Here is a 26858-nt window from a genome sequence, read left to right as displayed (position 1 = left end):
CATTATGAGAGTGGGAATTTCTGGTTTCCAATCTGAAAGGTTGACACAGATAAGAGAAGCGAGGGGATTATCGAAAATTAACCTTGGTAGATTAGTGGATCGTTCTCCATCAACTATTACCAAATGGGAAAACGGTAATCATTCCCCCGATGCAGAAGTATTGCATAGCTTAAGTCAGATTCTTAATTGCCCGGTAAGTTGGTTCACAAAGCCTATTGTTAAGTACGAAAAAAGACCAGTATTCTTCCGAACACTTTCAACTACGGCAAAAGACTTATGTATCGCCTCAGAGCGGTACATGGGATGGTTTCAAGAGTTATCATGTAAGATGCAAGAATATCTTGATTATCCAGAAGTTAACATTCCTCATCTTAACGTAAAGGATTACAGAGCGATAGATGATCAGTTGATTGAAAGAATGGCTTTTGAGTGTAGGAAAGCTTGGGGATTAGGTATTGCACCGATAGATGATCTATTACTTGTAATGGAGAATGCGGGGATAGTCTGTTCCAGATTTGAACAAGGTAGTTCTGTAATGGATGGCTATTCTCAATGGAATGATTTAGATAATAGACCGTATGTGGTTTTAGCTAGTGACAAAGATAACTATTATCGTAGTCGATTTGATGCTGCTCATGAATTAGGTCATATAGTCTTACATCGATATATAAATAAATTTGATACTATTAATTTTAATCCAATAGAAGAGCAAGCACATAAGTTTGCGTCGAGTTTCATGTTGCCGGAAGAGTCATTTTCTGTAGAGCTTCCTCCATATCCTACATTACAGAATTTCATATCTTTAAAAAATCGCTGGGGGATGTCGGCACAATCTATGATCCTTAGGGCGAGAAATTTAGAGTTAATATCTTCTCTGGAATATCAGAGATTATATAAAAATATTTCTGCTAGAGGTTGGCGAAAAGGAGAGCCGCTTGATGATCTTAGAAAACCAGAGTCGGTTCGTTTGTTACCTAGGTGCTTGAACCTATTATTGGATTCTGGAACTTTTAGTAAAAAAACGCTTCTTGAGGAATTTGGTTTCCCAAAAGGAGATTTAGAGGATTTATGTTCAGTTCCTAAGGGATTTTTTTCAGAATCACAGGTACTTGATTTTCAATCCAGAATACAATTGAAGAATAGTATTAATATATCTACGACACAACAAGATACAAACGTCGTTAACTTATTTAATAAAAAGTAAAATTGGGAATTAATACTAACACCTGTTATTCTATTCGTATCGGCCTGAACATCCGATAACCTAAACAAAAGCTGCTGTGTCATAACTTTGAGGATAAGTGATGACGCAGCATAGTTTTATCAAAATCTCGAATGACACCCTGAGACCGGCGACTCCCGCAGCCAGGGAATACCTGCACTTCAAAGTGAAGTGTGGCGATGTGCTTTATGCGGATTTTAAGAAAGCACGTAACCCGCGTTTCCATCGTAAATATTTTGCCCTTCTGAATCTTGGCTATGAATACTGGCAACCTACTGGAGGCACTATTTCCCCGAAAGAGAAAGCGCTTGTGCGTGGCTACGTACAATTTCTTGCACACTTCGCGGGCAGTGAAGATGTCTTACAATCCGCTGCGGATGAATATCTTGCTGGCATATCCAAAAACCGAGCCCAGAACATTACTGCCACCAAATCCTTTGATACCTTTCGGCGCTGGGCAACAGTGGAGTCAGGGCACTATGACACTTACGAGATGCCTAACGGAAGTCTATATCGTGAACCTCGTTCAATCAGCTTTGCCAAAATGGAAGAGCTGGAATTTCAGGAACTTTATAAAGCCACATTAAACGTGCTTTGGAACTTTATATTGTATCGCAATTTCCCGACTAGAGAAGCTGCTGAGAATGTCGCCTCTCAGCTGTTCGATTTTATTTAATGCAGAGCGAGACTAATGACCAAAAGTGAAAAAGGAAGTTGAAGAGGTACGGCTATGTCGGGTGTGATGTTTCCAACGGATGGGCTACAGTTGAGCCAATCACAAGAAATCTGGTTGCAGGATTGGTTATCTAAGTTTGGCGCGTGGGTTTACTCTGGCAGGTTTGATAAACGTCAGAGCAGTATGATTGCTGAGTTTATGGCGACAGTAGAGCCGAGAGGTTATCCAGAACGTCCGATATGTAATGATGATGATGGTATGTTAATCGCTAGGGTAGTAGACCATATTTACCATATTGATCGGGTTGCATTTGGGATGTTGCTTAGTCGATATGTTTATTGTGTATCTGATAGAGCAATTGCTAGGCATTATCATGCAACGGTTCAGCCAAGAATTATGATCCGCAGAAATGGTATGTTGCGTAAGCGAAAGCCATCAATGTCAACTTGTCGGCGTGAGGTTGAGGAAATATTAAGAACAACGGAATATTTGATTTATCAACCATTGCAAGATGCCTTTATAAGACGGGAACAGGAAAGAAAATCAAAACTTTTGTCACGAACGTGTTGACATCTTTGAACTTATGAGCCACTATTCTAGTATACGTTGCGATAGTAGCATTCGTGACTGATAGCCTCGCCCAGTGCGGGGTTTTTTATTGCCTGAAATCCAGATAAGACTTGCTGTTGTCATCGGTCAGAGTTACATGTGTGTCTATGCACATTAACTGACCAAAGGTTTAAATTATCATGCTAAAACATGAAGATATGACAACAATAGCCTCATGTGTTTTAGAAACCGTACCGATGTATGACTGGGTTTCTATTCCTGATGTTTCAACTCTGACGGGGCTATCAACGCCGCGTTGCCAATTACTTTTAACTCAATTTTGTCTGGCTGGATTGATGGAAAGCCGGGACAACGACACCTTTTTCAAGCGTTGCCCCTGATGGGGTAACTTCTTAAGCGGTGAAATGGACGGCTGGTGAAGTTGACGACGCCAGCCATTCGCCTGTTCTGTGCTGACCTGAGAGTAAGCCAGTATCGATTTATGGAAAATATTGTGAATTTAAGTGGTATCACATTAATTAATGACGACTCTCTACGATTTATCAAAACGTTACCAGACAGCTGCATAGACTTAATTGCCACTGATCCGCCCTATTTTCGGGTGAAAGAGTGTGGTTGGGACAGACAATGGGAGGATGTAACGGCTTATCTTGCGTGGCTGGATGAAGTACTGACTGAATTCTGGCGTGTGCTGAAACCCAACGGCAGTTTGTATATGTTTTGTGGTTCGCGTCTGGCATCTGATACGGAAATCCTTGTTCGTGAACAGTTCAATGTGCTTAACCACATTATCTGGGCAAAACCTTCTGGTCCGTGGCGCAGACAGAATAAAGAAAGTTTAAGGGCTTATTTCCCTGCTACTGAACGGATCATATTTGCTGAACATTATCAGGGGCCTTATCAACCTAAAGGTGATGGATATTTCCACAAATGCCGCGAACTTAAGCAATATGTCTTTAAACCTCTTGTGGACTATTTTCGCGATGCACGAAAGGCGTTGGGTGTCACAGCAAAAGAAATTAACGCTGCTACGGGAAAACAGATGGCCAGTCACTGGTTCAGTGATAGCCAGTGGCAATTACCCAATGAAGTGGATTACCAAAAGCTGCGAGTACTGTTCGCTCGGATAGCCAGAGAAAAACACCAGAACGGAGAATTAAACAGGCCGTATCATGAGCTAGTAGAATCTCATCTTACTTTATCACGCCAGTATGAAGAATTGAGTCGGGAATATGGGCTGCTGCGTCGCCCGTTTTCTGTAACTGTTGATGTTCCCTATACCGATGTATGGATGTTTCCCGCTGTTCAGTATTACCCTGGCAAACACCCTTGTGAAAAGCCAGCCGATTTGATGGCACATATTATCCAGTCTAGCAGCCGGGAAGGAGATCTAGTGGCAGATTTCTTTATGGGATCGGGCGCAACACTAAAAGCAGCACTAAAGCTGAATCGTCGTGTCTTGGGTGTAGAATTAGAAGAAGAATACTTTAATCAAACTAAGCAGGAAATTGGGGCGATGATATGAATAACTACCTCGCTGCGGTGAGGGGTTATTTGAGTTTCTCTCATTAGTTGTTATGGCGAAATAATGAATTGTTGGATAGTATTTGGCGGATTTCATCGTCAGAAAGTGGTAGTAATCTCGGTGAACAGAGATTAACGTTTTGACTTGAAGTAATGCTCTTAGCGAGATCTATATAAGCTCTGAATTCAACTTGACTGTGTCCACCTTCATTCATTTCCATCGGCTGAATAATCACATGATGGTTTGATAAAAAAAAGTTATACCAAGTATTTTTCCTCACTTTTTTTATTAGCTTTTTAAGCAAAAACATTGCAGGTATCATTTGCCCTAGTAATAAACGAGATGTAGTAAAGGGAGTGTCGGGGGTACCAGAGACTTCTTTACCAGTGCTGACGTTGCGAACAACAATTTTATTAATATATAGTCGTATGTAAATTAAGCTCATAAAAATGTGTATGTCAGGTAATGCAAATTTGTTATAAGTATACGTTCTTCTCTTAATACAGTGAAGTCTGATTCTCACTGAGTCTTTTAAATCAATACCGGGCAAATCAGCCCAAACAATTAAATTAACTAAATGATCACCCCATCAGTAGGATGGAATTATGCGTATGGACAAATACACCAGCTCCATTGCATATACTTGGGGCGCTTACAGCAATGCTTGGCGCTCTGTCGCTGAACGACTGGGCCATCATTATTGGCATTATCTGCACTGTTGGTACCTTTGGGGTCAACTGGTACTACAAGCATCGGGAGTTTAGACGCAATGACAAAGACCAGTAAGTTAAGTGCTACGGTTATCGGTCTGGTTCTCTCTGGTGCAGGTGCTATGGCGATACTGTCTCAATTTTTGGACGAGAAAGAGGGTAACCGGCTATCAACGTATCAGGATGCGGGTGGAGTCTGGACAATCTGCCGAGGTGTGACTCGGATTGATGGAGCTCCTGTTCGTCAAGGGATGAGGTTAATACCGAATCAGTGCCGTGACCTCAATGCACAAGAAGCAAAGCAGTCCATCGCATGGGTAAAACGCAATGTGTGGGTGCCATTAACTGAACCTCAGATAGCAGGTATTGCCAGCTTTTGCCCGTATAACATTGGCCCATCGAAATGCTTCTCTTCCACGTTCTATCGAAAGCTGAATGCCGGAGATAAGAAAGGCGCTTGTGCTGAGATAAAGCGCTGGGTATTTGACGATGGTCGAGATTGCCGACAAACCAAAGGGCAGGCAAACGGCTGTTATGGTCAGGTTGAGCGACGCGCCCAGGAATCGGAATTAACTTGCTGGGGGTTGGATGAATAGACATTTGTTGGCCGGAAGATTGTTTCTGTTTGGTTTTGTTCTTACTTTGATAGGTAAAGATGGATGGGGTTGGTTTCTGGGGCGTTGTTGCTATGAAATTTAGCTTTCATTACTACACGATACTAGCGTTGATCCTTATTTCATTGACAGCGTATTATTATCACTCTGAGTTACAGAGAGAGCAACGTGTTACAAAGCAGCAGCAAGAAGACATTCAGCAACTCACAGACATTATCGACTATCAGAACTCTCACATCACGATGTTGAACGAGTTGGATGTGAAACATACGAAGGAACTTGCTAATGCTAAATCTGAAAATGATGCTCTGCGTGATGATGTTGCTGCCGGTCGTCGTCGGTTGCGCATCGCGGCCACCTGTCCCGTGTGTGAGGCCACTACCTCCGGCGGCGTGGGCACTACAACCACAGTCGAACTCACTGGAGAAACTGGATCAACTGTTCTTGATATCCGAGAAGGCATCATCAATGACCGAGCAAAATTAAGATATTTGCAGGATTACATAAAAACTGAATGTTACAAGGTGACAAAATGAAAACAGAAGTTGATCTGATTTACTTCGAGAAAGACAGGGAAACGCAAACACGACTCAGTAAATACTATGTATAGCACAACAATTCAGAGACGATCCTTGATCAAACGCTTATCATCAGCAAAGACGAATTCGGTAAATACATTGCAAAAATGGCGTTTACTAATGTCCCTAAACTGAAATCAGAGAAAGAGACAGCAATTAAAACTGGCGGACTGGATGAAACGTATGAGTGAAGTGATAAAAGAACACTGGCAGGATAAGATACCGCATCCAGAGGCAGCTCCTTCTAATTGAGGAATAGAACACATTGCCACCTCAGAGCAAATGATACTGGGGTGGCTGGAGTATGTTAGGGGGCAGTGCATTAACTGAGTATTGGAATTTTTTCTTAAAATCGGCTTTACGTCAGAGGACGAAGAAAAAAATAGTGCTATATATTTAGTTAGCGTTTAAAGTTCCTGGCCTCAAAAACGGTTACATTAACACCTTGGAAAGAAAGACAAGATAATGAAAGACATAGACGTGCGGCGTGCTGTTCATTCTAAGATACTGAAGGAGCATCACAAAGATCCAGATACATTGATTATTGACGAGTTTACAATGAGTCTCGGAGCAAGCCGTGCTGATATTACGGTGATTAATGGACTTATGCATGGTTATGAAATCAAAAGTAAAAGTGATAACTTGCTCCGTTTACCATTACAGATTCAATATTATTCATCGGTTATGGATAAGGTAACTCTTGTTGTTTCTGAAACTCACTCTAAGCCAGCAATGGAGATTATTCCTGATTGGTGGGGAGTTAAGATAGTAACGCAAGGTACAAGAAATGGTATACATTTACATACTGAGCGCCACAATCGCCTTAATCCGTCTATAGATAAAGTATCCCTTTCTATGTTGCTATGGAAAGAGGAAATGCTGGAAATTTTCTCTGATTTAGGTAAAGACCGTGGTCTAAAAAGCAAACCACGGCGTGTGTTATGGAATAAATTAGCAGAAACTGTAGATACAGATGAGCTTCGTGATTTGGTCAGGAAAAAGCTTAAAGCCCGTACAAATTGGAGAGCTGAGAGACTACCTTAGTAATATGGTGGTTTTGTCCAATTCTCCTCCAAACTTCTGGACTGCCAAATTTGTGATTTCCCTCAGGATCTTGAAGGTATTGCGTGTATTCTCTCGCGTAATTATCAATATCTTTATCACCCGTAGAGAATGAATTTCCTGAGTATTCAGGGTGGGTCACAATTGCTTTACTATGAGCGCCATACTGTTCATAGCCATATCGATTCGCAACTTGCCCTCTAAATACTAAAAAATCACTATCGGCAGTATATCGAACACTGGCGGTAACACTGGGGAATCGAGTTGCAAGGCGAGAATAATCAGGGTGCTGTATACCATAGTCACTATAAATGACGTTTCTTAATAACTGTCCGCTAGAGTGAAGAGCTTGCCACAATGTCCATTCCAAGCGAGTTTGAGAGTAAGTTCCTAATGATATGCCGCTCAAATCAATAGGGAAAGATCCTGATGCTAATGATATAGAACGGAATCTCTGGAGGTTGCTAAAGTTATTAATCAAGCCCAACGCAAGTATTTTGCTATGCCCTGAGCTGACATCACTTTCTGATAGCATATCTCGTAGATCGATAATTACATCAATATGCTCAGGGGTAATTTGTAATTCATGGATATAATCAGTAATTAGCTGAGGATTGACTAAATCAGTGGTTGTTAATCTGAAGCAAATTTCGCTCTGCACAAGGGTGCTGATAGATTGTTTATAATCAACTGATCTGGTCGGAGATGTTACCGGAATCACTCTAAACCCAGCGTTTCTTGCTTGGATTATCGCATTTTCAATTGGATATGTGTCTGTTGAAGCAATAAATTGCTCTTCGATTAAAATCCCATCTAAAAATACTATAGGAATACCATCACACCCAGAAAGAATTTTTCTCTCAAACCCATTTAACATTTCATTATATGTTTTATCTGGGATATCTGTGTCAGGGTCTATGGGAACTGGCTCAATTTCTAATAGAGGAATAATCTTTGATTTCGTAAAAGTGTCGAGTTGATTTAATGCATTAAATTCAGCTCTTTTGGTCTTTAAGATAGGGATATATGAAATTGTTTCAAGCACTGTTTATCTCCTAATTTTGATAAGGTTAAAGAATAGACAGTCTATTACCTTTCGTTAGATAACACATAGAGAGCTGGATCGTATTTTCTTAATATAGATGAAGATATGAATTAATAATCGTGATGTTATTCATGTTTCCTCACTAACATAATTTTCTAACGATAAATTCTTATTTCTGTGTCCATTCCCTGAGTAGCTACAGGAATATCCCCATGCCATCACATCTCGTGGTGGCGTTTTGTATCTATCGCATACTAGTGATAATCCTAATGTATAATCCTCCCATGCAAGGAGGAAGTGATGTTAAAAATATTCAATTGCGTAAAACTTATCGGATTGCTGATTGTTTTTATTTTACCTTGTATTGGGTACTCGGAAACCCAATACGCAGATCCTATGACAACATGTCTAAATGATTATGTTCTTCCTAAATTATCAGCAGACATACTGCCTGAGAAGTTAGTGAATGATGCTTTTATTACGTGCAAATCTCAGGTTGATGAGTGGCTTAAGCCTTTTGAGGCTATTGATAAACGTGAAGAAAATTATAAATATATGCATGATTTTTATGTTCGAATGGTAAATATCAGACGGAAAGCCGAATTAAGCAATAACTAAGTGATGATTCTTTGTTATTGAATAAATATTGCATGTTGACCACCTTTCACGGTGGTTTTTTATTTTAAGGTAAAGAGATGGCAAAAAATACTGATTGGGAGGGAATAGAGCGTGATTACCGTTTTGGCCTTCTCTCAATCAGGGAGATTGCCAAACAACACGGTATTAGTGATGCCGCAATCCGCAAGAGGGCAAAGACTGAGGAGTGGGTTCGCACTATTGTTGAAAGTACGCAGTGCGAACCTGATGCGAACCAGGCGCAAAGTCAGACAATAGGCAGTGTTAGCAATATACATGAACTTGAGAAGTTCGCAGAAAGTTCGCAGGGAACCGCAGGGATTCTAAAACCGCAATACGAACAGTTTGCTCAGAATATAGCGGCGGGTATGCCGATGAAAGAGGCGGCAATATGCGCGGGTTACTCTCCGGCTCGCGCTGATTCTCAATCATCCATATTGATGCGCAGACCTGAAATAAAAGCCCGCATTCGAGAACTGAGAAACGAAGCGGCGTTACTTGTTTCATTCAATGCTGGACATTTAGCTGAATTGTCATTTCGCGCCGGGAAAGAAGCGTTAGCAGATAAGAAATTCGGACAAGTTGCGCCGAATATTAAGAACGCTGCGCAGCTTACCGGTATCGACATGAGCAGCAATAAGGCTGAGGTCAATGTCGATCTTGCTGGACTGAGTTACGGAAAAGTCTGCATTGTGACCCCTGCGAATTGCCCGGCTGATGTGTGGGCTTCTCACATGGAGAAGCTCCGCGAGGGAAAACAGATAGCCCGGTCATAATTGATGGTGTTCTGTACGCCTTTAGTAGTGACTGGGCGACAGAGGTTTTATATGACCGTGCATTAGGTTCTGTCCGTTGGCGTTGGACGTATGGCGGGCGGGGTGGCGGTAAATCGGTAGAGATTGCTCGTGCGCTGGTATTGTTGGGCGTAATAGAACCAATGACGATTCTCTGCGCGCGCGAATTCCAAAACTCTATTAACGATTCCGTCCTTGCGCTGCTTGAGGCACAAGTTATTGATCTTGGGCTGTCCCACTTCTACAAAGTCAAGAATAACGAGATAGAAGGTCGGAATGGCACTCGTTTCACGTTTAAAGGTCTTCGAAACAATATTCAAAGCATCAAGTCGATGCATGGCATTAAGATCTGTTGGGTAGAGGAAGCTCAAACGGTATCACAAGATAGTTGGGATATCCTCGGTCCGACAGTTCGCGCCAATAAATCCGAAGTCTGGGTTTCTTTTAATCCTCGCGAGGAGGAAGACCCGACATACAAACTGATGATCCGGCATCAGGAAGATCCGCCCGATGGTGGTGTGATTATTCGAAAAGTTAACTATTGCGATAACGCTTTTTTCCCTGACGTACTCCGACAAGAGATGGAATATTGCAAACGCATCGACTATGAAGCGTATGAGCATATTTGGCTTGGATTGCCAAAAGCACTCAGTGAAGCGGTTATTTTCTCTGGCAAGTACCGGGTTGAAGCATTTTCTGATGAGCTATGGCTAGAAGCTGATCGACTTTTCTATGGGGCTGACTTTGGTTTCGCGAATGACCCGTCAACATTAATTCGCTGCTTCATTATCGGTACCAAACTATATATTGAATATGAAGCCTATGGCGTCGGAGTTGAATTGGACGAGATGCCCCAGTTCTATGACTCAATTCCAGAGGCTAGAAAGTGGCCTATTCATGGTGATTGCAGCCGACCTGAAACAATCAGTTACTTGTCGCGTCAGGGGTTCATCATTGACGGCGCCACAAAATGGCCCGGAAGTGTCGAAGACGGGATCACTTACCTTAAAGGCTTTGAAGAAATCATTATTCATGAACGCTGTAAGCACATGATTGATGAGGCAAGACTCTATTCATACAAGACCGACCGTCTGACCGGTGAAGTCCTGCCGGTGGTGCTCGACAAACATAACCATTGTTGGGATGCGGTACGTTATTCGCTGGATGGTTATATCACAGGTAAAAACAACCCACTTCGTATATCTAAAAATCTGTTGGGGCGAATTTAATGTTTTTCAGATTCAGACATAAAAAGAAAGCGGAGGCTTTGCCAGTTGAACAGGCTATTGATCAATCAGCGCCTCAGCCGATGAATATACATCCGGATACTGTCGGATCGATAACAGAGCGAAAAATAGCTCGGCCTATTGAACCGTACAGGCCCCCTCCTGGTGTTGTTCCCACTGAACAGTTGTCCGCATTAATGGCAATGGATTCTACGCCTTATGAATATGTGACGGGGACAGGTGGTATATCGGGAGATGTGGGTTTTCCCGGTTATCCTTATCTGGCCCAACTGTCACAATTACCCGAATATCGGAAAATGGTAGGCACCATTGCAGGAGAAATGACTCGTAAGTGGATAAAGCTAACATCAGTGGGGGATGATGACAAATCCGATAAAATCAAAGTGCTTAATGAGGCTATTGAAAAATTCCACGTTCGTGAACGGTTAAAAAAGGCCATTGAGCATGATGGCTTTTTTGGGCGCGGTCAGATTTATATTGACGTGCGAACATCAAAAGGTGTGCTTGCTGCAACCGATCCGGTTGAACTTGAGTCTAGATTATTTCTGTCACCTAAAAAAATCACAAAAGGAAGTCTTATTGGTTTTAACGTTATTGAACCAATATGGACATATCCGGGGATTTATAACGCTAACAACCCGTTGAGCAATGACTTCTATAAGCCGTCAAGTTGGTATGTGATGGCAAAGACTGTACATGACAGTCGTTTGATTACATTTATCACCCGGCCATTAACCGATATGCTTAAACCTGCGTATAATTTCGGCGGCTTATCACTGACTCAGATTGCAGAATCTTATGTACAAAACTGGTATAGGACACGTGATAGCGTATCTGATTTGATCCATTCATTCTCTGTGTCTGGATTTAAAACCAATCTTCAATCTACATTACAAGGACAGACGAATAGTCCCGATCAGTTAATTTATCGTGCAGAATTGTTTAATAAGATGCGTGATAACCGAGGAGTAATGATGCTGGATAATGAAGAGGAGTTTTTCCAGTTCAATACACCGCTGAGCGGCCTTGATTCACTGCAAGCCCAGTTTCAGGAACATATGAGTTCAGTCAGTAGCATACCGTTAGTTATTTTTACCGGTATCACACCGAGTGGGCTAAATGCGTCATCTGATGGGGAAATCCGTGTTTTCTATGACTTTATTGCTACCTTGCAAATGTTGGTGAAAGATGGGCTGGCACGAATGATTGATATTATTCAATTATCCGAATTTGGCGAAATTGATCCTGATATTAGCTTTACATTCGAACCGCTATATCAAATGACTGATGAACAAAAAGCCAACATACGTAAGACCGATGCAGATACTGATTCAGTATTAATTGCTGCAAATGTGATTAGTACAGATGAAGCCCGCGAACGTCTAGCCAATGATGAAAACAGCCCGTATCACTCCCTTGAGATTAATGATATCGAAAACGACAGCGAGGATGTTAAGGACTCATTTAATGATGATGACGATATCAGTAATACAGAACATAAATCAGATCATGATAGTCAAGGAATGGCAAAAGAATCCCTGAACGGTGCTCAGGTATCCAGTATCGTGGATGTAGTTACAAAATATGCGGAGGGATTACTCTCACTTGAAAGCGCCATAGCGATAGTGACTACAGCGTTTCCAATTGATGAAGATGATGCCAAAAAACTATTCACTGGAATAACGGCAGGCTCAATACATGAGGAAACCAACGAGAAACCAAGTGCTCCGGCAAATTAAACCTAATGCGGGCGTTCGGGTATGGTACAGCAGGCAGCTATATAAGCTGGTGGATGAGATGAATAACTCAGTGATTTACTGGGTATCCGCCAACTATAAGAACAGCGGTGCAGCAATGGCAATGGATGCTAGCCCGGCGATGTTGATGCGTTCAGCAATGCGAAAATTAACCCGGCGTTGGTTGAAGCAGTTTGATGCTTTAGCTGACAAGCTGGCGAAAAAATTCGCGGCTTTATCAATGGATAACATGGATGCCTCGTTAATCCATGCGTTAGATGCTGCACATATTTCGATACCCTTCACGATGACGACAGAAATGAATAACGCGCTACAGGCGGTCATTGGTGAGAATGTTGGGTTGATTAAAAGTATTCCACGGCAATATTTGTCGCAAGTTGAAACGCTAGTAATGCAATCCGTAGCAAGAGGGCGTGATCTTGGAACGCTGACAAAAGCCTTGCAAGAGCGTTACGGCATGACTAAGCGCCGCGCAGCACTGATTGCTCGTGACCAGAACAACAAAGCAACTTCTGTTATGCAATCTGCCCGGCAGCGTTCAATCGGTTTTAAAATGGGTATCTGGCGGCACAGTCGTGCAGCAAAAAAATTTCGTCAATCACACTTGAAAGCGGATGGTGAAGAGTTCGATTTATCAAAAGGGCTTTATATTGACGGCAAATGGATCATGCCTGGTGAAGAAATCAATTGCGGGTGTGGTTGGCAGGTCGTCATTCCTAAACTAAGCAACTAATTAATCCGAGAAATATTATGAATCACGGTCTGGCGTTAGATCGGGCTTCTGTACGCTCATACGACAGAGACGGGCGTTTGCATGTTGTTGAAAGTCCTATCTCTAAGGCGACGGTATCATCGTATTACGGAAGAGAAATCCCGAACTGGCAAAGATTAGGACTCGATCCTAATCGTATGTACAAACTGTTGCGTGACCCTGATGAAATAAAAAAAGGGGCTGCAACCTTCAATAACCTGCCGTTATTGAAAAAACACATTCCCGTCACGGCGGCCAAACCTTCAACAGAATTGATTGTCGGTACAACGGGATCAAATTCCATGTTCGATGGTACATACCTGAAAAACAGCTTGGCAATTTGGGATGCTGAATCTATAGCGGGTATTGAATCGGATGAACAAAAAGAATTGTCAGCGGCGTATCACTACGTAGCTGATATGACCCCCGGCACGTATGACGGAATTCATCATGATGGTGTTATGCGCGATATCGTCGGGAACCATGTCGCTCTTGTTGAAGAAGGGCGAGCCGGTGCAGATGTTGTTGTCTGCGATTCCCTCCCTCTGGAGTTAAAACACATGAAGTTAAATAAAAAAATGGTGGCTGTCGCTGTACGTGCAGCGCTGGGGGCATACTTGCAGCCGAAATTAGCACAAGATGCCGCACCGAAAGAAATTGCCTCATTACTGAAAGCGGGTGATAGCGCGAAAAGTATAGCGGAAGCGGCGAAAAATAAATTCGGTACCCTTCTGGCTCAGGATATGGAAATCGACTCAGCGGAGCTTGCCTCAATCATTGAAGCTGTTGCTGATGATGCGGAGACACAGGAGCCAGCGGAGCCACCCGCGCAGGATGATGATATCTGTGCGCAAGTGCTCGAACTGCTTGCGGGTAAATTGCCAGAGGAAGACTTGGAAAAAATCCGGGCGTTAATTTCAGGCACGCCTGCGCAGGACGATGATCCCGATAATGAACCAGAACCAAAGGAAGAGGATAGTGTTAGTAAGCCCGCAATGGATGCGGCTATTTGTGCAGCTACTCGGAAGATAGAGAAAGATACAGTGAATCGCATTAATGCTATTCGCATTGCTGAGGCTGAGGTTAAACCCCTCATCGGTGATGTAGTAGCAATGGATTCTGCTGACGAAATTTACAGAGTTGCGCTTGATGAGGTGGGTGTTGATACAACCGGCGTTCATCCGTCCGCTTATCGTTCTTTAGTGAAAATGCAGATCAGTATAGCCGAGTCAGCAAAACCGAAAGCCCGCCTGGCAATGGATTCTGCGGCTATAGATTCTTTTGAAAAACGTTTTCCCACCGCATCTAAATTAGTGAGGGTTTAACTATGGGTTTTCCGAACAAAATTAATCACTATCCAGCCCCCGGTATTGAGGGGGCATTTGCCAGTACTAACCCTAACGCCATTTTGCTGGCAGGGGAAGGCGCACTGATTGCGGGTAAGGACGGTGTGACTGTTGGGCGTTTTGCCTGGGTGATTGATGGTGTCGTCTCGAACAAGGGGGCGGGTGCTCCGTCTGGTTTTGTGGGGCGTGACGGACAAGCATCTATCACTCTTTGGCTGGGTGAAGCATCTATGCTGATCCAACCCGGACGTGAAGTCACTTTATTTACTGCGGGTGATTTTACGGTACGAACAAGTACGCCCGCAAAAGTTGGGGATAAGATTTACGCATCCTTAAAAACGGGTGAGGTACAGACCGCCGCAGCGGGAAAAACTAGCACTGATTTTATCGAAACCAAATTCGTTGCCGGTACCGCTGCTGGTGCGGGTGAATTAGTCAAAATGGGGACCTGGAGCTAATGAAACGACACGCAGATTTTCAATATATTGAAGGGGAATACGGCATTGTAGTACCACAGGCCGTCGATTACTTAAATCCCCAATATGCTAATAACTATACAGTAGCTATGGATGCACAGCCTGCTATGGTGACCGTGAGTAACGCCGGGGTTCCTGCGTATTTGACTAACTATCTCGATCCTGAGTTGGTTCGTGTGTTGGTCACGCCGATGAGAGCGGCTGAAATTATCGGTGAAAATAAAAAAGGTGACTGGACAACGCTGACAACCCAGTTCCCAGTTGAAGAATCAACAGGTGAAGTGAGCTCATACGGTGATCACAGCAATAATGGCATGTCAGACGCTAACGTGAACTGGGTGGAACGCCAGAGCTATCATTTCCAAACATTTACTGTCTGGGGGGAGCGTGAGCTGGATATGTACGGTACGGCCCGTATCAATCGAGCGGCGCAACTTAATACCGCAAGCGCATTAACCCTAAACAAGTTTATGAATAAGTCTTATTTCTATGGTATTGCGGGACTTAAAAACTATGGACTGTTGAATGATCCTGGGTTAAGTGCGCCGGTAATACCGGCGGCAAACGGAAAATCCAATGGTACAGCGTGGGAAACCAAAGACGGGCAGGCAATTTATGACGATATTTCCCAACGTCTATTCAAACAGCTTACAAAACAGACAGAAGGGCTGGTGGAGCGAACAGATCCATTGAAACTTTGTATGTCGCCAACAGCGGAAGTCAATCTGACAAAAACCAACCAATACAACGTTAATGTTACCGATCAGTTGAAAAAGAATTTTCCGAATCTGACGATTGAAACGGCGGTTGAATACAGTACAGAAGCAGGGGAACTGGTTCAATTGATTGCCGATACGCTTGATGGTGAAAAAACGGCTTATGCCTCATTTACTGAAAAAATGCGGGCACACGCGGTTGTTGTGAGTTCATCCAGTTTTAAACAAAAGAAATCAGCCGGTACGTGGGGGCGATTATTCGTTATCCACACGCTATTGCACAAATGTTGGGGGTTTAAATGGCGACAGTCATTGTGGGGTGTAAATTGCCCCACGGGTTAACGATTGAAATTGATGAGAATCGCGTGACGCTAAACGGGATAAATTCATCAACAATTATTGGTGGTTATGGATTGACATATGATGTTGATAAAGCATTTTTTGACAAATATCTGGAACTCCATGCCGATACGAAATTAGTCAAAAATGGGCTTATTTTTGCTCAGGAAAAGCTCAAAGAGGCCCGGACGGAAGCTGAGGAAAAAGCCGAGTTAAAGAACGGGTTGGAGCCTATCGATCCCAAAAAGCCGGGTAAGAATATCGAGCAGCGAAAAGAAGAGGATTAAGCTAATGGGCTTTGTTGTTGTTTTTGATGTCGTGAAGTTTCGCATTCGTTACCCAGAGTTTTCTTCTGTCAGTGATGTTCTGCTGGATACCTATTTTACTGAAGCAACACTCTATCTTAACAATACGGCCCAAAGCCCAGTTAGTGATCTTGAGCAACGCGCAATGTTACTGAATATACTTGTTGCTCATATTGCTGAACTTAATCGTTTATCTGCTAGCGGAACAGCGGCCAATCCGCTCGTGGGGCGGGTTAGCAGCGCAAGCGAGGGGCCTGTTTCCGTTTCGGCTGATATGGGCGCTGTGAGTGAACGTGCTGCTTGGTTCTTGCAGACGAAATACGGGGCTATGTACTGGCAGGCAACAGCGCAATACAGAACTATGCGTTACATCCCCGGCAGCTCTCCCTCTCACTATCCGTCATATTACTACCCACGGACTCAAGGGAGGCGCTAATGTCGAGCAGTATTAAGGGGAGTGATGCCGCAAAACGCTATTTAAAGCAATTAGCTAAAAGAGTGGGTGAAGGCAAAAAATTGCGGGCTGGTTTTCTCAAAGATGCGACTTATCCCGATGGCACTTCGGTTGCAATGGTGGCAATCAGTAACGAGATCGGTGATCCGGGGCGAAACAGGCGGCCCCGTCCGTTTTTTCGTAACACTATCAACGAACATGCTAATGAATGGGGTGATACTGTCGCACAGTGTTTGAGGGATAATGATATGAGCGGAGATGTGGCATTACGAATGACCGGGGAAGTTATTAAGGGGCAAATTCAGCAATCCATTCGTTCTTTCACTTCACCGGCTAATGAAAAACCCACTATAGCTAAAAAGGGATTTGATGCGCCGTTACGTCACACCAAACATATGCTGAACAGTGTTGATTATGTGGTTGATGAGGGGAATGAATGAACTTGCATGGCATTGCATCTGGTGCTGTCGGGGTTGTTAATCCGCACTCACCTGGGGAGATACGGGTAAGTGCGGGATATGATATAGCACCCAGCGGCAAGCAAATCCCGAAATACATCACAACACCCGTTACCGCACAAATCCAGCCACTGACTTTTACTGATCTGCAACATACGAATGGTTTGAATATTCAGGGCATACTCAAAGCAGCTTATGTGAATGGCAATTTTAATGCCGTCAACCGCCCCAGGCAGTAAGGGGGTGATCTGCTGATTATTAATGGTGAAGTGTGGTTGATAGTGCAGATTTTGGAAGCGTGGCCGGATTGGTGCAAATTCGCTGTTACATTGCAGCGTGGGGAGTAATAGTGGCAACGATAAGTGTAACACAAGACGATATAACAACCGCATTACGCGGTTTTTTAATGGCCTTAATACCTAAGCGTAGCGTTATTTTGTCTCAAATAAATCGCTCACCGATGCCGGATAGTGATTTTATTGTTATGACACCATTGAACAGCACTGGTTTATCAACAAGTGTAGTGATCTATAACGCACCAGCAGCGGCAGGTATGGGGGAGAATCTAATCACTCGGACGACACGCTGGACATGTCAAATTGATTGTTACGGCCAGTTCGCTCATGAGGATGCTCACATTATTGCAACGACGGTGCGTACTGAATATGCGAGTGAGCTATTCAAGAGATCAGGTATCGATATGGCACCGCTTTATGCCAGCGATCCGATTCAGACGACGATGATTAATGGTGAACAGCAATATGAGTCGCGTTGGACATTTGAATTTACCGCTCAAATCAACCCCGTTGTGACAACAGAACAACTATTTTTCAACAGCGTTACGCTGAACACTAAAACAGTGGAGTCTATTCATGGCAATTCCAATCAGTAAAGACGTGAGAATTAATCCGGGGGTGCTGTCGGCAGCGGGTAATGCTGTTGATCTCAACGGATTATTACTGACAGATAATGCATATGCACCCGTTGGTGCGGTGTTGTCATTCTCGACTAAAGAAGATGTGGCGGCATATTTCGGTGGTGCATCCGAAGAATATAGCATGGCGGCTATTTATTTTTCAGGGTACAACAACTGTACAAAGACACCCGGCCAATTACTGTTTTCGCGATTTAATCGAGCGTCAGTATCGGCCTGGTTACGTTCAGGTTCTTTTAATGGGGTAGCCATTACCGATCTGCAAAAAATGTCCGGTACGTTGAAACTCAATATCAATGGTGCAGCAATAAATGCCGCAATCAATCTTGATGGGGTTAAATCCTTTGCGGATGCAGCAAAGAGCATTGAAACAGCAATTGGTAAGGCAGTAACGGTTGTGTTCGATACCACCCGTAAAGCTTTCATCATCAATGTTGCCTCTGGCAGCATTAAACCGGAAGATACAAGTATCACCTATGGTACTGGTGATGGGGCCGAGGCTCTTAAGTTCACTGGCGCACTAGGGGCAACGGTTTCTCAGGGGGCTACGGTGTCGGCGGTTCCTGATCTATTTGCCGTGATTAAAACTCAGTCTCAGCAATGGGCCGGTTTTACGACGGTATTTGAATGCACAGATGAACAGCATCTTGCATTATCCGCGTGGGCTAGTAGTCAGGCATATCGCTATTTCTATGTTGCCTGGACAACAAGTGGCACGGCAAAAGTGAAAGGCAGCCAGGAAACTCTCGCCCATAAAATTATTGGTATTAATCGCTACGGGAGTGTCGTTCCTGTTTTCTGCTCTGATAATATGAAACCGGCAGCGGTATTAGGTTATGCGGCAGTGCTGGATTTTGAGCGAACGGAGGGGCGTGTTCCGTTTAAATTCAGAGAATTGAACGGCCTCAGTCCGGATGTGATCGATTCTGATGTTTATGATGCACTGATTGCTAATGGATATAATTTCTATGGCAATTATGCCGCCAATAACATCACCGAAAATTATTGGGCTGATGGCACAATAACCGGTGATTTTAAGTGGTTAGATTCCTTCTGTGGCCAAATCTGGCTGAATGCGAATTTGCAGGGTGCGGTTATTGCCTTGTTCAAATCCAACAAGACTATCCCTTATAACACGGCTGGCCGTGCGCTGGTGGAAGCCTCAATGAGTGATGTTATCCAGCGGTTTAAGTTGTGGGGCGGTATCCGATCAGGTGTAACATTATCGGCTGCACAAAAGCTGGAAATTATTAACGCCGTGGGAACTGATGTTTCAACGTCAATAATCGCGAAGGGTTATTACTTGTATGTCGGGGAAATGTCTGCCTCTATGCGTGCAAATCGCACCAGCCCAAGCTGTACACTGTGGTATTGCGACGGTGGCAGTATTCAGAAATTCGAAATGGCATCTACGGAGGTTCAATAATGTCAGACACAATCACTTCTGCTGATGCGGTAATTACCCTGACAGTCACTAATTTATATCCGTCTGGTGTGCAATTACAGGGATTTGCGGCAGATAACATTTTCGAAACTGAGGCGTTAGATTTGGCTGAAACGGTACGTGGGGCGGACGGTAAACTGTCAGCGGGTTTTATCTACGGCAATATCAATCAGACGATCCATATTATGCCTGATTCGGAAAGTCGCACCATTTTTGATACCTGGGCGACGACATCACGTACTAGCGTCGCTGTGTTCAGATGTAATGCGACGGTTATTCTTCCGGCTATCGGGCGTAAATACACATTGGTGAACGGCGTTCTGAAGCAATGGAAAACCATGCCGGACGCGGGCAAGGTTTTACAAGCGGCACAGGCCGTCATTGAGTGGGAATCAATAACAGGTGAGGCATATAGCTAATGGCACGTAAAGAAACCTTCATCACTATGAATGATGATAATCGCGACAAAGGAAAGCTTTTTTACATTCAGGAAATGCCCGCTTCACAGGCTGAATGGTGGGCTATTCGTGCATTGATGGCAATGGGGAGAGAAGGGTTGGATATCCCCGATAATTTTCGGGATTTAGGCATGGCTGCATTAGCGGTGGTTGGATTGAAAGCAATTTCTCGCATTGCTCCTGATGAAGCCAGGCCACTACTTGATGAACTGATGGGCTGTGTACAGATGGTACCGAACCCGGCAGATAAAAAAATCAAGCGTGAACTGATCGACAGTGACATTGAAGAAATTGTTACCCGGCTGAAATTGCGCACAGAGGTGCTTAAATTACACGTGGATTTTTTCAAAACCGCCGACCAATCGTAATCCCACCACGCTATTCCAATATCTCAAAGCCATTCGGTATCGTCAGTTATACAAATGTCCCAGGCACAATAGCGACCGTTATCTCGTCAGGAAAAGCGACACTCCATGAGCTGGATACAGTTTATGGCGTGGAGGATCTTTGGCAGTTAATTGAGATTGTTCAGGTCGATAATCACAATGCTTACGTTTTACAGCAGGGTAAAAACTGATGGCAAACATTATAGATGAACTTGTTATAACGCTGGGACTGGACGCGGCTGAATTTAGTGCAGGTGAAGCTGCGGTGATTGCCGGGATCGGTGGTTTGGCTCAGGTGATGCAAAAACTGGTTGACTCGTTTAATGATGGCGAAAAGAAAACCAGTAAATCATTAGACAAAACCGGCAAGAAAACTGAAAAAGTGGCAAAAGAAATGGAGACGGCAGGAAAGAAAGCCGCCTCTTTCTTTTCCAGCATAAAGGGTCAAATCCTGGCTTTGGCGGGTGTTACGGTCTCACTCGGTGGACTGAAAAGTTTTGTGGCCAGCTTTACCGGCAATCTCAATCAGTTAAGTACTGCTGCTGATGCATTCGGCATGTCGGCTAAGGCGCTTGATGGCTGGACAAAAGCGGGTCAAGCATTCGGGGTGAGCGCAAATGAGATTGTCGGGGCATTTTCACGCATTAATGATGCCAAAGCCCGGTTAAAATCAGGTGTTGCGCTTGATCCGGCGCTTGAGACGCTGTTAAAAACGGCGTCACAAGCGGGTGTGGATATTGATATTGCCTCAGAAAGTACCGAATCCATCATGCGCAAGCTGACCGGTGTTTTTCCCAGGCTCAATAAAGATCAGCAGCAAGCCTATGGCGGTGAGCTTGGGTTCGGGTACGCCGCGTAACAATGGTTCTCATCCGGTCACGCACTCAAAGATGTGGATAAATTTACAGCCAATTCAGGTGTGGATGATAAATCTGTTGCCGCTGCGCGTCGTTTCCGTGAGCAGTGGACAGAGATAAGCCAGAGTTTTGAGAAAACAGGCTACATTCTGTTTAATGCCCTTTTGCCGTACATCAATCAATTCAATATCTGGCTAAAGGATTTAGCTGATTGGATGAATAAGCATCCGGAAGAGATTAAAAAAGCGGTCAGCGGTTTTCTCGATAAGATGAGCTTTATTATTTCAGTCGCTAATCAGGCTGCGGATGTGGTAGGTGGTTGGAGTAATGTCATCATTGGTCTGATTGGGTTGAAGTTTGCGGGATGGCTGTGGGGAATTTATCGCGCGGCTTCATCTATGCTGAAAATGGGGAAAGGTGGCGGCGGATTGCTAGGCAAAGGGGCTATAGGGAAAGCCGGAATATACGGCGCTATCGGGTATGCGTTATATGATCCTGTAGAGTCAGTCGCGACTTCGATTGTCGGAGAGGAGACCAAAAATACACTGGATTCGTATGGGGTTTATCTGGCAAGCGACTGGACGCCTTTTTTTAGTAAAAAAGAATATGAAGCTTATCAGGCAAAACTGGAGGGCAAAGCCTCTAAGCCAGATAAGACCGTAGTTAAAGAAGTCAAAGAGGAAGAAAAACGCAGCGAAAACGACCGTATTATTCGGGCAGAGGATGAACGACAGCAGCGGCTGGAATACAGTAATAATTGGTTAAAAACCGCGTTAGATAAGCTGACCGATTCAATTAATAAGTTAATTGATTTGTTGATCCCTCAAGCTGTGGTAGATGTATTGTCAAAGGATGACATTTCATCAAATACTACCGGCATGAAATTACTGGGTTGGCTATCACCGAAATTAGCGCAACTTGAGCAGCAGTTCGGGTTACCGGGGGGTTTATTACGTAGTGTTGCCATGACGGAATCGGGAGGTAATCAGTATGCTGTGTCCAAAGCAGGTGCCAGGGGCTTATTTCAATTTATGCCAGGTACAGCTAGAAATTTTGGGTTAAAGGATGATGACGTCTTTGATCCGGTGAAATCTTCGGAGGCTGCGGCAAAATATTTATCTCAGCTAATGAGAATGTTTGATGGCGATTTGAGTAAAGCGCTGGCGGCTTATAACTGGGGACAGGGAAATGTTCTTCGTAAAGGACTGAGTGCCGCACCAAAAGAAACCCGCGATTATATCCCAAAAGTCTTGGCGAATATGCCGCAACCTGGCGCTCATGTGGCGGCACAACGTTGTTCGAATACGGTAAATAACAACCGAACCTCCTCTGTTTCTGAGAGTTACCACATCGGAACTATTCAAGTTAGCTCTAACGCTAACAATGTAAAAGGCGTGGTTGACGATGCCCGACAGAAAATAGGTGGATCAACGCTAGCAACAAGTTATTCAACGGGGGTAACCGGATAATGGCATTTTCTCTCAATCAAACAACGGTACTTAGCGCGTTCCGTAGCGGCAATCTGCTGTCTGCTGTTAACAGTATGATATCCCCAGGGTATGGTATTTATTATGCATCCGGACAGAACGTTGGTGATAAGCCGTTTACGCCTACCTCATTCATTGCAGTAGAAGTCACACGAGAGGCATCTATCACCACTGCACCGATAGAGAAAGGTGGCTACACATCGTACAACAAAGTGCAGCGGCCCGGTGAAGTTCATGTGACATTTTCATTTGAAGGATGGACCGGCTTTTCTGGTTCTATGCCTAATCTGACAAATCTCACGTTAACGTCCCGTTCTGATGTCCTGGAGACACTGAATAAGATGGTATCCAGTGCCGAAATTTACGATATCGAAACACCCGATACCACTTACACAAGTTACGATTTGATTAAGTACGATTATCGGATAAAGCAGGATAACGGCGTCACATTGCTGATTGTGACCGCAGTTTTCCAAGCCGTACAAGACATTGCTGAAGTGACGATGAGCAGCAATGTTGCTAATAAGTCAAATACAACAAAGAATGAGACGGCTAAAGGTCCAAGCAAAAACACTGAACAAAAAACAGGTGCAACAAAACACGCTACATTATCCGATGTCAAAAAGGCCCTGACTGGATTAAAAAAATCGGTTTCTAGTGCTGCAACACAAGTTGCCGATAAAGTTTCATCCGGTTTCCAGCGTGCGACAGAAACGATTACCGGTCCGTTAAATGATTCTGTATTGAGTGCCACTAACCACCTCAATGATGCAGTAGAAGAATTATCGAGGAAATTGACGTGATTGAAATAGCGCTCAGGGCGGCCAAGGCTCAGGAGTTCACGGTGACATTGAATGAGCAGTCATGCATGATACGCCTCAATCAACGTAGCACGGGTTTATATATGGACTTAACTGTAAATGATAAACCTGTATTGCAGGGAGTTGTGTGTCTCAACTGCAATAAAATGGTTCGTTACAGTTATTTACGATTCCAGGGTGAGTTGTTTTTTGCTGATCTGGATGGTTCATCCGATCCCCTTTGGGAAGGGTTAGGGCAGCGCTACAAATTATATTACCTTTTCCCAAGAGAGGTGACTCCATGACGTACAAGCAACGCAATATCAAAGTTGAATTTCAGCTAGTTGACGGCAAGACATTTGATGATAGCGGTAACAATATACTGACTATCGAAAATGCACGCGCTTATGTCAACATAGCGGCGTGGGGCGGCATATCAGGGACACAAATAACATTACAAATCTGGGGGTTAACAACCAGTCAAATGGCAACGTTGAGCTATCGCGGGATCTGGATTGGTAGTGCAAAATTCAACTTAATGCGTGTATGGGCGGATGGTAATGCCATATTCGAGGGTTTTATCAGTGATGCTTATGCAGATTTTAATCAGTTACCTGATGCCCCCCTGACGATAACAGCCAGTGTGATGTTTGGCCTAAGAGCAAAGGAAGTTGAACCGTTCACTGCATCGGGAGATGTGGATATTGTCGATATTATTACTGCAATGGCTAAAAAAGCCGATCTAACGGTTGAAAATTATGGCGCCAAAGGTGTTATCTCAAATCCTAATTTTACTGGAAATGTTGTTAATCAAATCCAGCAAGCCGCAAATGCGTTAGATATAGATACTGACTTCGGGATTGATAAAGTGACTATTTGGCCGCATGGTCAACCGAAAGTTGAAAAATTGTTATTTACGTCTTCCAAATATGGGTTGATTGGCTATCCCATATTTACTGGCGTGGGAATAACAGCAACTACCCTTTTCAGTAATGAAATTATTTTAGGTCGTAAGATACAAATAGAAACCTCTTTACCGAACGCTAGCGGCACTTATCTGATAACAGGGGCGGAGCACTATCTCACATCCTGGCTTGATGGTGGTCAGTGGCACACATCATTTAACGGTACTCCCGTAAAAGAGGAGGGTGACAACAATGCCAAAATTGACAACAAAGCCAGCTGATTTTTGTAGTGAGGCGAATACCCTTGATTTTGTTATGAGGCAATTTCTCAGTCAGCATGTTTTTATCACTTTGGGTCTTATCATTAAATCGAATGGGAAAACCGTAGATGTCAAGCCGATGGTGCATAATATGACGGGAACCGGGAGAAAAATCGAGAATGGAATAATCTATAATGTTCCAATATTTCGCCTCCAGCGTGGTAACAGTGCTGTCATTATGAATCCAGTGATTGGTGATATTGGTCTAATTGCTATCTGTGATCGTGATATCAGTAGCGTCAGAGCAACAAAAGCACCGGCATTGCCAGGTTCAAAAAGAACACACAATTATTCAGACGCAATTTATCTGGGTGGAGTTTTAAACGCAGAACCACAACAATATGTTGAATTCGTAGATAATCAGATAAATATTGTCTCACCGAATAAAATTAACGTAGTCGCATCGACAACGGAAATTACTTCATCAAATTCAATCACAATAAACTCACCATCTATTATATTAAATGGTGCGGTTATTCAAGGTGGTGGCGGTAACGGTGGAAATGCAACATTCGGTGGAACCGTAACAGCGAAGGGTGAAATTACAGGAAATGGGATTAAACTTTCATCGCACGTTCATGGTGGTGTAGAATCTGGAGGTTCAAAAACCAACAAGCCGGAATAAAAATATGTGTAGAAATCTAACATTAAATATTATTGTTGCGGGGGCTTTGTTTGCCAGCGTGTTTAGCGCCGGGGCAGAAAACAGTGACATTTCTCGGCAGGAAAAGATTTCCGCTATGTGTATGTCCCAGTCTATATTCCAGCAGTATGCCGCGAGTGCAGGACTGAACTATATAGATCCTTCTACTCCCGCAGAAGAGGTCCTGTTACGAACAGGAAGTTACTCGACTGAAAGCCCGGTATATAAAGCTCAAAAGGAAAATGCTGTAAATCAAGGAATAAAATTGATGCTAAACGAGAAACAAGTAATGAATGTTATCCGGTATTACTATGAGAACCGTGATGAAGCAATGTTGTCTCAGGGAGAAGAGGCTTCATCCGTTTTTCAGCAGCTATGTGTCGTTAATCCAAAGCGTTATCTTCCTAGCTACAACACGTTAAAAGCGGCGGGAAAAATATAGAATCTGTTGATTTTTAAACCCCAAGCTAGGGATGGTAAACATGAAACATTTTGATACATCACAGAACAATAAAATCACAACTTTGGTTGTGAAACCAGTTGAACTAGGGGTTCAATGACGCTAATATAGCCTCAGCTATATATATCAATTTGATAACTGATAATCATCTATCGAGGGGGGGTATATGCCAAAAAGATTGGTAAATCCTGAAAAGATTAATGAGGTTTTCGCTCATTTGAACGAGAACTCAAATAATCACACCCTTTATATTGCTCTGTCTAAGGGTATCGACATTACCGATCAGATAAACGGATTGGCACTTGCACCTGGTTATCGTATGGTTCGTGTTGATGGCCGCCTTAGTGATCGGATTAGTCAGTCTCATTTCGAACTTGCTTTGCTTAATGATGTATCTAAAGAGGTTGCTTATTATAATCGGGTGGTTATACAGCCTGATGTTGTATTAAATTGCCGCCCTGTAACTCAAATTCTCGTTTGGCGTATCAGGACGCCTCAGCATCGAGCAGCTTTACGTGATTTAGCTGGTAAGGTGTTCTTTGATTACTTGATTGATCAGTACAATGTGATTGTGTCTGATATGAATCAGACTACTGATGGTATGGCATTCTGGCAGGATAGAATGTACGACGCGCTAGCATACAATATGCATGTTTATGCTTATGACATGATCACATGTGAGTTGCGTAAAATCTTGACACAAGATGATGTTAGTCGACAAGAAATGTGGTTATGGGGAGATCCAGAACACTATCAAAATAGACTAGCAATAATTTCTAAAAACGAGCTACCAATACCAAACGAATAAATTAAGCCCGCCCCTCGCGGGTTTTGTTTTATCTATGCCGCTTAATTGCGGTTTTTTTATTTCTATAAGGATCGA

The 26858-nt window shown here is 43.5% G+C and carries 33 protein-coding genes and 2 pseudogenes; 33 read left to right on the top strand and 2 right to left on the bottom strand.

Annotated elements, in window-relative coordinates; translation table 11 throughout:
- Nucleotides 1–4: 4 nt before the first annotated feature.
- From LG003_RS03505 to LG003_RS03485, 5 genes are all read left to right on the top strand, one after another.
- Nucleotides 5–1204, top strand: coding sequence for a helix-turn-helix domain-containing protein (locus tag LG003_RS03505; protein ID WP_262980160.1), 1200 nt, complete (start codon nucleotides 5–7; stop codon nucleotides 1202–1204).
- Nucleotides 1205–1304: 100 nt separating this feature from the next.
- Nucleotides 1305–1898 carry a DUF1367 family protein gene (locus tag LG003_RS03500; protein ID WP_049582240.1) on the top strand — a complete coding sequence of 198 codons (594 nt, stop codon included), beginning with the start codon at nucleotides 1305–1307 and terminating at the stop codon, nucleotides 1896–1898.
- 54 nt (nucleotides 1899–1952) lie between these two features.
- Complete coding sequence (locus LG003_RS03495) at nucleotides 1953–2468, top strand: antiterminator Q family protein (protein ID WP_225816643.1); 516 nt, start codon at nucleotides 1953–1955, stop codon at nucleotides 2466–2468.
- 179 nt (nucleotides 2469–2647) lie between these two features.
- On the top strand, nucleotides 2648–2848 hold the full coding sequence (locus LG003_RS03490) for a hypothetical protein (protein WP_074524840.1): 201 nt from the start codon (nucleotides 2648–2650) through the stop codon (nucleotides 2846–2848).
- Between the two features lie 101 nt (nucleotides 2849–2949).
- Nucleotides 2950–3993, top strand: coding sequence for a DNA-methyltransferase (locus LG003_RS03485; RefSeq protein WP_262980199.1), 1044 nt, complete (start codon nucleotides 2950–2952; stop codon nucleotides 3991–3993).
- Nucleotides 3994–4036: 43 nt separating this feature from the next.
- Here LG003_RS03485 and LG003_RS03480 read toward each other — a convergent pair whose 3' ends face one another.
- Nucleotides 4037–4438, bottom strand: a complete 402-nt coding sequence (locus LG003_RS03480) for a YjaA family stress response protein (RefSeq protein WP_112876768.1) — start codon at nucleotides 4436–4438, stop codon at nucleotides 4037–4039.
- A gap of 160 nt (nucleotides 4439–4598) precedes the next feature.
- Between LG003_RS03480 and LG003_RS03475 the strand changes: the two are divergent.
- The 4 genes and pseudogenes from LG003_RS03475 to LG003_RS03460 all read left to right on the top strand — a co-directional run bounded on the left by LG003_RS03475 (nucleotide 4599) and on the right by LG003_RS03460 (nucleotide 6939).
- Nucleotides 4599–4779, top strand: a pseudogene (locus LG003_RS03475) (phage holin family protein).
- Nucleotides 4763–5299 carry a lysozyme gene (locus LG003_RS03470; RefSeq protein ID WP_262980159.1) on the top strand — a complete coding sequence of 179 codons (537 nt, stop codon included), beginning with the start codon at nucleotides 4763–4765 and terminating at the stop codon, nucleotides 5297–5299. Before LG003_RS03475 ends, LG003_RS03470 begins: the two are co-directional and overlap by 17 nt.
- A 92-nt stretch (nucleotides 5300–5391) precedes the next feature.
- On the top strand, nucleotides 5392–5853 hold the full coding sequence (locus LG003_RS03465) for a lysis protein (protein WP_112876767.1): 462 nt from the start codon (nucleotides 5392–5394) through the stop codon (nucleotides 5851–5853).
- 507 nt (nucleotides 5854–6360) lie between these two features.
- On the top strand, nucleotides 6361–6939 hold the full coding sequence (locus tag LG003_RS03460; protein WP_049582237.1) for a sce7726 family protein: 579 nt from the start codon (nucleotides 6361–6363) through the stop codon (nucleotides 6937–6939).
- On the opposite strand, the gene LG003_RS03455 is transcribed toward LG003_RS03460, so the two are convergent.
- Nucleotides 6899–8002 (bottom strand): beta family protein, encoded by a 1104-nt coding sequence (locus tag LG003_RS03455; protein ID WP_049582235.1) that lies wholly within the window; start codon nucleotides 8000–8002, stop codon nucleotides 6899–6901. The two genes, LG003_RS03460 and LG003_RS03455, sit on opposite strands and share 41 nt — an antisense overlap.
- A 300-nt stretch (nucleotides 8003–8302) precedes the next feature.
- Here LG003_RS03455 and LG003_RS03450 point away from each other — a divergent pair, with 300 nt between their 5' ends.
- The 24 genes and pseudogenes from LG003_RS03450 to LG003_RS03335 all read left to right on the top strand — a co-directional run bounded on the left by LG003_RS03450 (nucleotide 8303) and on the right by LG003_RS03335 (nucleotide 26783).
- The gene (locus tag LG003_RS03450; protein WP_049582234.1) at nucleotides 8303–8620 is read left to right on the top strand and encodes a hypothetical protein; all 318 of its coding nucleotides are present in this window, start codon (nucleotides 8303–8305) and stop codon (nucleotides 8618–8620) included.
- A gap of 77 nt (nucleotides 8621–8697) precedes the next feature.
- A complete protein-coding gene (locus LG003_RS03445; protein WP_262980158.1) occupies nucleotides 8698–9414 on the top strand; it encodes a terminase small subunit in 717 nt (238 codons plus the stop codon).
- 11 nt (nucleotides 9415–9425) lie between these two features.
- The gene (locus LG003_RS03440) at nucleotides 9426–10661 is read left to right on the top strand and encodes a PBSX family phage terminase large subunit (RefSeq protein WP_049582807.1); all 1236 of its coding nucleotides are present in this window, start codon (nucleotides 9426–9428) and stop codon (nucleotides 10659–10661) included.
- Nucleotides 10661–12418, top strand: coding sequence for a DUF1073 domain-containing protein (locus LG003_RS03435; RefSeq protein WP_262980157.1), 1758 nt, complete (start codon nucleotides 10661–10663; stop codon nucleotides 12416–12418). The genes LG003_RS03440 and LG003_RS03435 overlap by 1 nt, the downstream gene beginning before the upstream one ends.
- A 58-nt stretch (nucleotides 12419–12476) precedes the next feature.
- Nucleotides 12477–13169, top strand: a complete 693-nt coding sequence (locus LG003_RS03430) for a phage head morphogenesis protein (protein WP_262980198.1) — start codon at nucleotides 12477–12479, stop codon at nucleotides 13167–13169.
- Nucleotides 13170–13186: 17 nt separating this feature from the next.
- Complete coding sequence (locus LG003_RS03425) at nucleotides 13187–14512, top strand: DUF2213 domain-containing protein (protein ID WP_262980156.1); 1326 nt, start codon at nucleotides 13187–13189, stop codon at nucleotides 14510–14512.
- 2 nt (nucleotides 14513–14514) lie between these two features.
- Nucleotides 14515–14991, top strand: a complete 477-nt coding sequence (locus LG003_RS03420) for a structural cement protein Gp24 (protein WP_262980155.1) — start codon at nucleotides 14515–14517, stop codon at nucleotides 14989–14991.
- A pseudogene (locus tag LG003_RS03415) lies at nucleotides 14991–16024 on the top strand (major capsid family protein). The gene LG003_RS03420 and the pseudogene LG003_RS03415 overlap by 1 nt, the downstream one beginning before the upstream one ends.
- Entirely contained in the window at nucleotides 16025–16351 is a 327-nt protein-coding gene (locus LG003_RS03410) for a hypothetical protein (RefSeq protein ID WP_049582229.1), read from the top strand.
- A gap of 4 nt (nucleotides 16352–16355) precedes the next feature.
- Nucleotides 16356–16805 carry a DUF4054 domain-containing protein gene (locus LG003_RS03405; RefSeq protein WP_262980154.1) on the top strand — a complete coding sequence of 150 codons (450 nt, stop codon included), beginning with the start codon at nucleotides 16356–16358 and terminating at the stop codon, nucleotides 16803–16805.
- On the top strand, nucleotides 16805–17263 hold the full coding sequence (locus tag LG003_RS03400) for a hypothetical protein (RefSeq protein WP_262980153.1): 459 nt from the start codon (nucleotides 16805–16807) through the stop codon (nucleotides 17261–17263). The genes LG003_RS03405 and LG003_RS03400 overlap by 1 nt, the downstream gene beginning before the upstream one ends.
- Complete coding sequence (locus tag LG003_RS03395) at nucleotides 17260–17520, top strand: hypothetical protein (RefSeq protein ID WP_262980152.1); 261 nt, start codon at nucleotides 17260–17262, stop codon at nucleotides 17518–17520. The genes LG003_RS03400 and LG003_RS03395 overlap by 4 nt, the downstream gene beginning before the upstream one ends.
- A gap of 110 nt (nucleotides 17521–17630) precedes the next feature.
- Nucleotides 17631–18173: a phage neck terminator protein gene (locus tag LG003_RS03390; RefSeq protein WP_390894095.1), complete on the top strand. Its 543-nt coding sequence runs from the start codon at nucleotides 17631–17633 to the stop codon at nucleotides 18171–18173.
- On the top strand, nucleotides 18154–19641 hold the full coding sequence (locus tag LG003_RS03385; protein WP_262980150.1) for a DUF3383 domain-containing protein: 1488 nt from the start codon (nucleotides 18154–18156) through the stop codon (nucleotides 19639–19641). Before LG003_RS03390 ends, LG003_RS03385 begins: the two co-directional genes overlap by 20 nt.
- Nucleotides 19641–20078: a phage tail fiber protein gene (locus tag LG003_RS03380; protein WP_036770760.1), complete on the top strand. Its 438-nt coding sequence runs from the start codon at nucleotides 19641–19643 to the stop codon at nucleotides 20076–20078. The genes LG003_RS03385 and LG003_RS03380 overlap by 1 nt, the downstream gene beginning before the upstream one ends.
- Entirely contained in the window at nucleotides 20078–20485 is a 408-nt protein-coding gene (locus LG003_RS03375; protein ID WP_262980149.1) for a hypothetical protein, read from the top strand. The genes LG003_RS03380 and LG003_RS03375 overlap by 1 nt, the downstream gene beginning before the upstream one ends.
- 208 nt (nucleotides 20486–20693) lie before the next feature.
- Nucleotides 20694–21362: a hypothetical protein gene (locus LG003_RS23330; RefSeq protein WP_370446083.1), complete on the top strand. Its 669-nt coding sequence runs from the start codon at nucleotides 20694–20696 to the stop codon at nucleotides 21360–21362.
- 33 nt (nucleotides 21363–21395) lie between these two features.
- A complete protein-coding gene (locus LG003_RS03365; protein ID WP_370446084.1) occupies nucleotides 21396–22829 on the top strand; it encodes a lytic transglycosylase domain-containing protein in 1434 nt (477 codons plus the stop codon).
- A complete protein-coding gene (locus LG003_RS03360) occupies nucleotides 22829–23650 on the top strand; it encodes a phage baseplate protein (protein ID WP_112879590.1) in 822 nt (273 codons plus the stop codon). Before LG003_RS03365 ends, LG003_RS03360 begins: the two co-directional genes overlap by 1 nt.
- Nucleotides 23647–23952: a phage baseplate plug family protein gene (locus tag LG003_RS03355; RefSeq protein ID WP_049582220.1), complete on the top strand. Its 306-nt coding sequence runs from the start codon at nucleotides 23647–23649 to the stop codon at nucleotides 23950–23952. The genes LG003_RS03360 and LG003_RS03355 overlap by 4 nt, the downstream gene beginning before the upstream one ends.
- Nucleotides 23949–24833 (top strand): baseplate hub protein, encoded by an 885-nt coding sequence (locus tag LG003_RS03350; RefSeq protein WP_112879591.1) that lies wholly within the window; start codon nucleotides 23949–23951, stop codon nucleotides 24831–24833. The genes LG003_RS03355 and LG003_RS03350 overlap by 4 nt, the downstream gene beginning before the upstream one ends.
- Nucleotides 24805–25497 carry a Gp138 family membrane-puncturing spike protein gene (locus tag LG003_RS03345; protein WP_192881065.1) on the top strand — a complete coding sequence of 231 codons (693 nt, stop codon included), beginning with the start codon at nucleotides 24805–24807 and terminating at the stop codon, nucleotides 25495–25497. The genes LG003_RS03350 and LG003_RS03345 overlap by 29 nt, the downstream gene beginning before the upstream one ends.
- A gap of 4 nt (nucleotides 25498–25501) precedes the next feature.
- Nucleotides 25502–25957 carry a hypothetical protein gene (locus LG003_RS03340; RefSeq protein ID WP_112879592.1) on the top strand — a complete coding sequence of 152 codons (456 nt, stop codon included), beginning with the start codon at nucleotides 25502–25504 and terminating at the stop codon, nucleotides 25955–25957.
- Nucleotides 25958–26141: 184 nt separating this feature from the next.
- Complete coding sequence (locus tag LG003_RS03335; protein WP_112876394.1) at nucleotides 26142–26783, top strand: hypothetical protein; 642 nt, start codon at nucleotides 26142–26144, stop codon at nucleotides 26781–26783.
- The last annotated feature ends 75 nt before the right edge of the window (nucleotides 26784–26858 follow it).

The sequence above is a fragment of the Photorhabdus kleinii genome (assembly GCF_025384885.1).
Taxonomy (GTDB): Bacteria; Pseudomonadota; Gammaproteobacteria; order Enterobacterales; family Enterobacteriaceae; genus Photorhabdus; species Photorhabdus kayaii.
The sequence above is the reverse complement of the archived record's forward strand: the minus strand, read 5'-3'. Positions and strand labels throughout refer to the sequence as shown.

What these genes read in the sequence shown, in the direction of transcription:
- LG003_RS03340 (WP_112879592.1), top strand. Translation starts at nt 25,502, where the DNA reads ATGTGTAGAAATCTAACATTAAATATTATTGTTGCGGGGGCTTTGTTT.
- LG003_RS03480 (WP_112876768.1), bottom strand. Translation starts at nt 4,438, where the DNA reads ATGAGCTTAATTTACATACGACTATATATTAATAAAATTGTTGTTCGC.
- LG003_RS23330 (WP_370446083.1), top strand. Translation starts at nt 20,694, where the DNA reads ATGGCAAACATTATAGATGAACTTGTTATAACGCTGGGACTGGACGCG.
- LG003_RS03495 (WP_225816643.1), top strand. Translation starts at nt 1,953, where the DNA reads ATGTCGGGTGTGATGTTTCCAACGGATGGGCTACAGTTGAGCCAATCA.
- LG003_RS03465 (WP_112876767.1), top strand. Translation starts at nt 5,392, where the DNA reads ATGAAATTTAGCTTTCATTACTACACGATACTAGCGTTGATCCTTATT.
- LG003_RS03395 (WP_262980152.1), top strand. Translation starts at nt 17,260, where the DNA reads ATGAACTTGCATGGCATTGCATCTGGTGCTGTCGGGGTTGTTAATCCG.
- LG003_RS03500 (WP_049582240.1), top strand. Translation starts at nt 1,305, where the DNA reads ATGACGCAGCATAGTTTTATCAAAATCTCGAATGACACCCTGAGACCG.
- LG003_RS03485 (WP_262980199.1), top strand. Translation starts at nt 2,950, where the DNA reads ATGGAAAATATTGTGAATTTAAGTGGTATCACATTAATTAATGACGAC.
- LG003_RS03420 (WP_262980155.1), top strand. Translation starts at nt 14,515, where the DNA reads ATGGGTTTTCCGAACAAAATTAATCACTATCCAGCCCCCGGTATTGAG.
- LG003_RS03375 (WP_262980149.1), top strand. Translation starts at nt 20,078, where the DNA reads ATGGCACGTAAAGAAACCTTCATCACTATGAATGATGATAATCGCGAC.
- LG003_RS03410 (WP_049582229.1), top strand. Translation starts at nt 16,025, where the DNA reads ATGGCGACAGTCATTGTGGGGTGTAAATTGCCCCACGGGTTAACGATT.
- LG003_RS03335 (WP_112876394.1), top strand. Translation starts at nt 26,142, where the DNA reads ATGCCAAAAAGATTGGTAAATCCTGAAAAGATTAATGAGGTTTTCGCT.
- LG003_RS03435 (WP_262980157.1), top strand. Translation starts at nt 10,661, where the DNA reads ATGTTTTTCAGATTCAGACATAAAAAGAAAGCGGAGGCTTTGCCAGTT.
- LG003_RS03490 (WP_074524840.1), top strand. Translation starts at nt 2,648, where the DNA reads ATGCTAAAACATGAAGATATGACAACAATAGCCTCATGTGTTTTAGAA.
- LG003_RS03360 (WP_112879590.1), top strand. Translation starts at nt 22,829, where the DNA reads ATGGCATTTTCTCTCAATCAAACAACGGTACTTAGCGCGTTCCGTAGC.
- LG003_RS03425 (WP_262980156.1), top strand. Translation starts at nt 13,187, where the DNA reads ATGAATCACGGTCTGGCGTTAGATCGGGCTTCTGTACGCTCATACGAC.
- LG003_RS03450 (WP_049582234.1), top strand. Translation starts at nt 8,303, where the DNA reads ATGTTAAAAATATTCAATTGCGTAAAACTTATCGGATTGCTGATTGTT.
- LG003_RS03350 (WP_112879591.1), top strand. Translation starts at nt 23,949, where the DNA reads ATGACGTACAAGCAACGCAATATCAAAGTTGAATTTCAGCTAGTTGAC.
- LG003_RS03430 (WP_262980198.1), top strand. Translation starts at nt 12,477, where the DNA reads ATGAATAACTCAGTGATTTACTGGGTATCCGCCAACTATAAGAACAGC.
- LG003_RS03385 (WP_262980150.1), top strand. Translation starts at nt 18,154, where the DNA reads ATGGCAATTCCAATCAGTAAAGACGTGAGAATTAATCCGGGGGTGCTG.
- LG003_RS03400 (WP_262980153.1), top strand. Translation starts at nt 16,805, where the DNA reads ATGTCGAGCAGTATTAAGGGGAGTGATGCCGCAAAACGCTATTTAAAG.
- LG003_RS03345 (WP_192881065.1), top strand. Translation starts at nt 24,805, where the DNA reads ATGCCAAAATTGACAACAAAGCCAGCTGATTTTTGTAGTGAGGCGAAT.
- LG003_RS03380 (WP_036770760.1), top strand. Translation starts at nt 19,641, where the DNA reads ATGTCAGACACAATCACTTCTGCTGATGCGGTAATTACCCTGACAGTC.
- LG003_RS03460 (WP_049582237.1), top strand. Translation starts at nt 6,361, where the DNA reads ATGAAAGACATAGACGTGCGGCGTGCTGTTCATTCTAAGATACTGAAG.
- LG003_RS03445 (WP_262980158.1), top strand. Translation starts at nt 8,698, where the DNA reads ATGGCAAAAAATACTGATTGGGAGGGAATAGAGCGTGATTACCGTTTT.
- LG003_RS03405 (WP_262980154.1), top strand. Translation starts at nt 16,356, where the DNA reads ATGGGCTTTGTTGTTGTTTTTGATGTCGTGAAGTTTCGCATTCGTTAC.
- LG003_RS03505 (WP_262980160.1), top strand. Translation starts at nt 5, where the DNA reads ATGAGAGTGGGAATTTCTGGTTTCCAATCTGAAAGGTTGACACAGATA.
- LG003_RS03470 (WP_262980159.1), top strand. Translation starts at nt 4,763, where the DNA reads ATGACAAAGACCAGTAAGTTAAGTGCTACGGTTATCGGTCTGGTTCTC.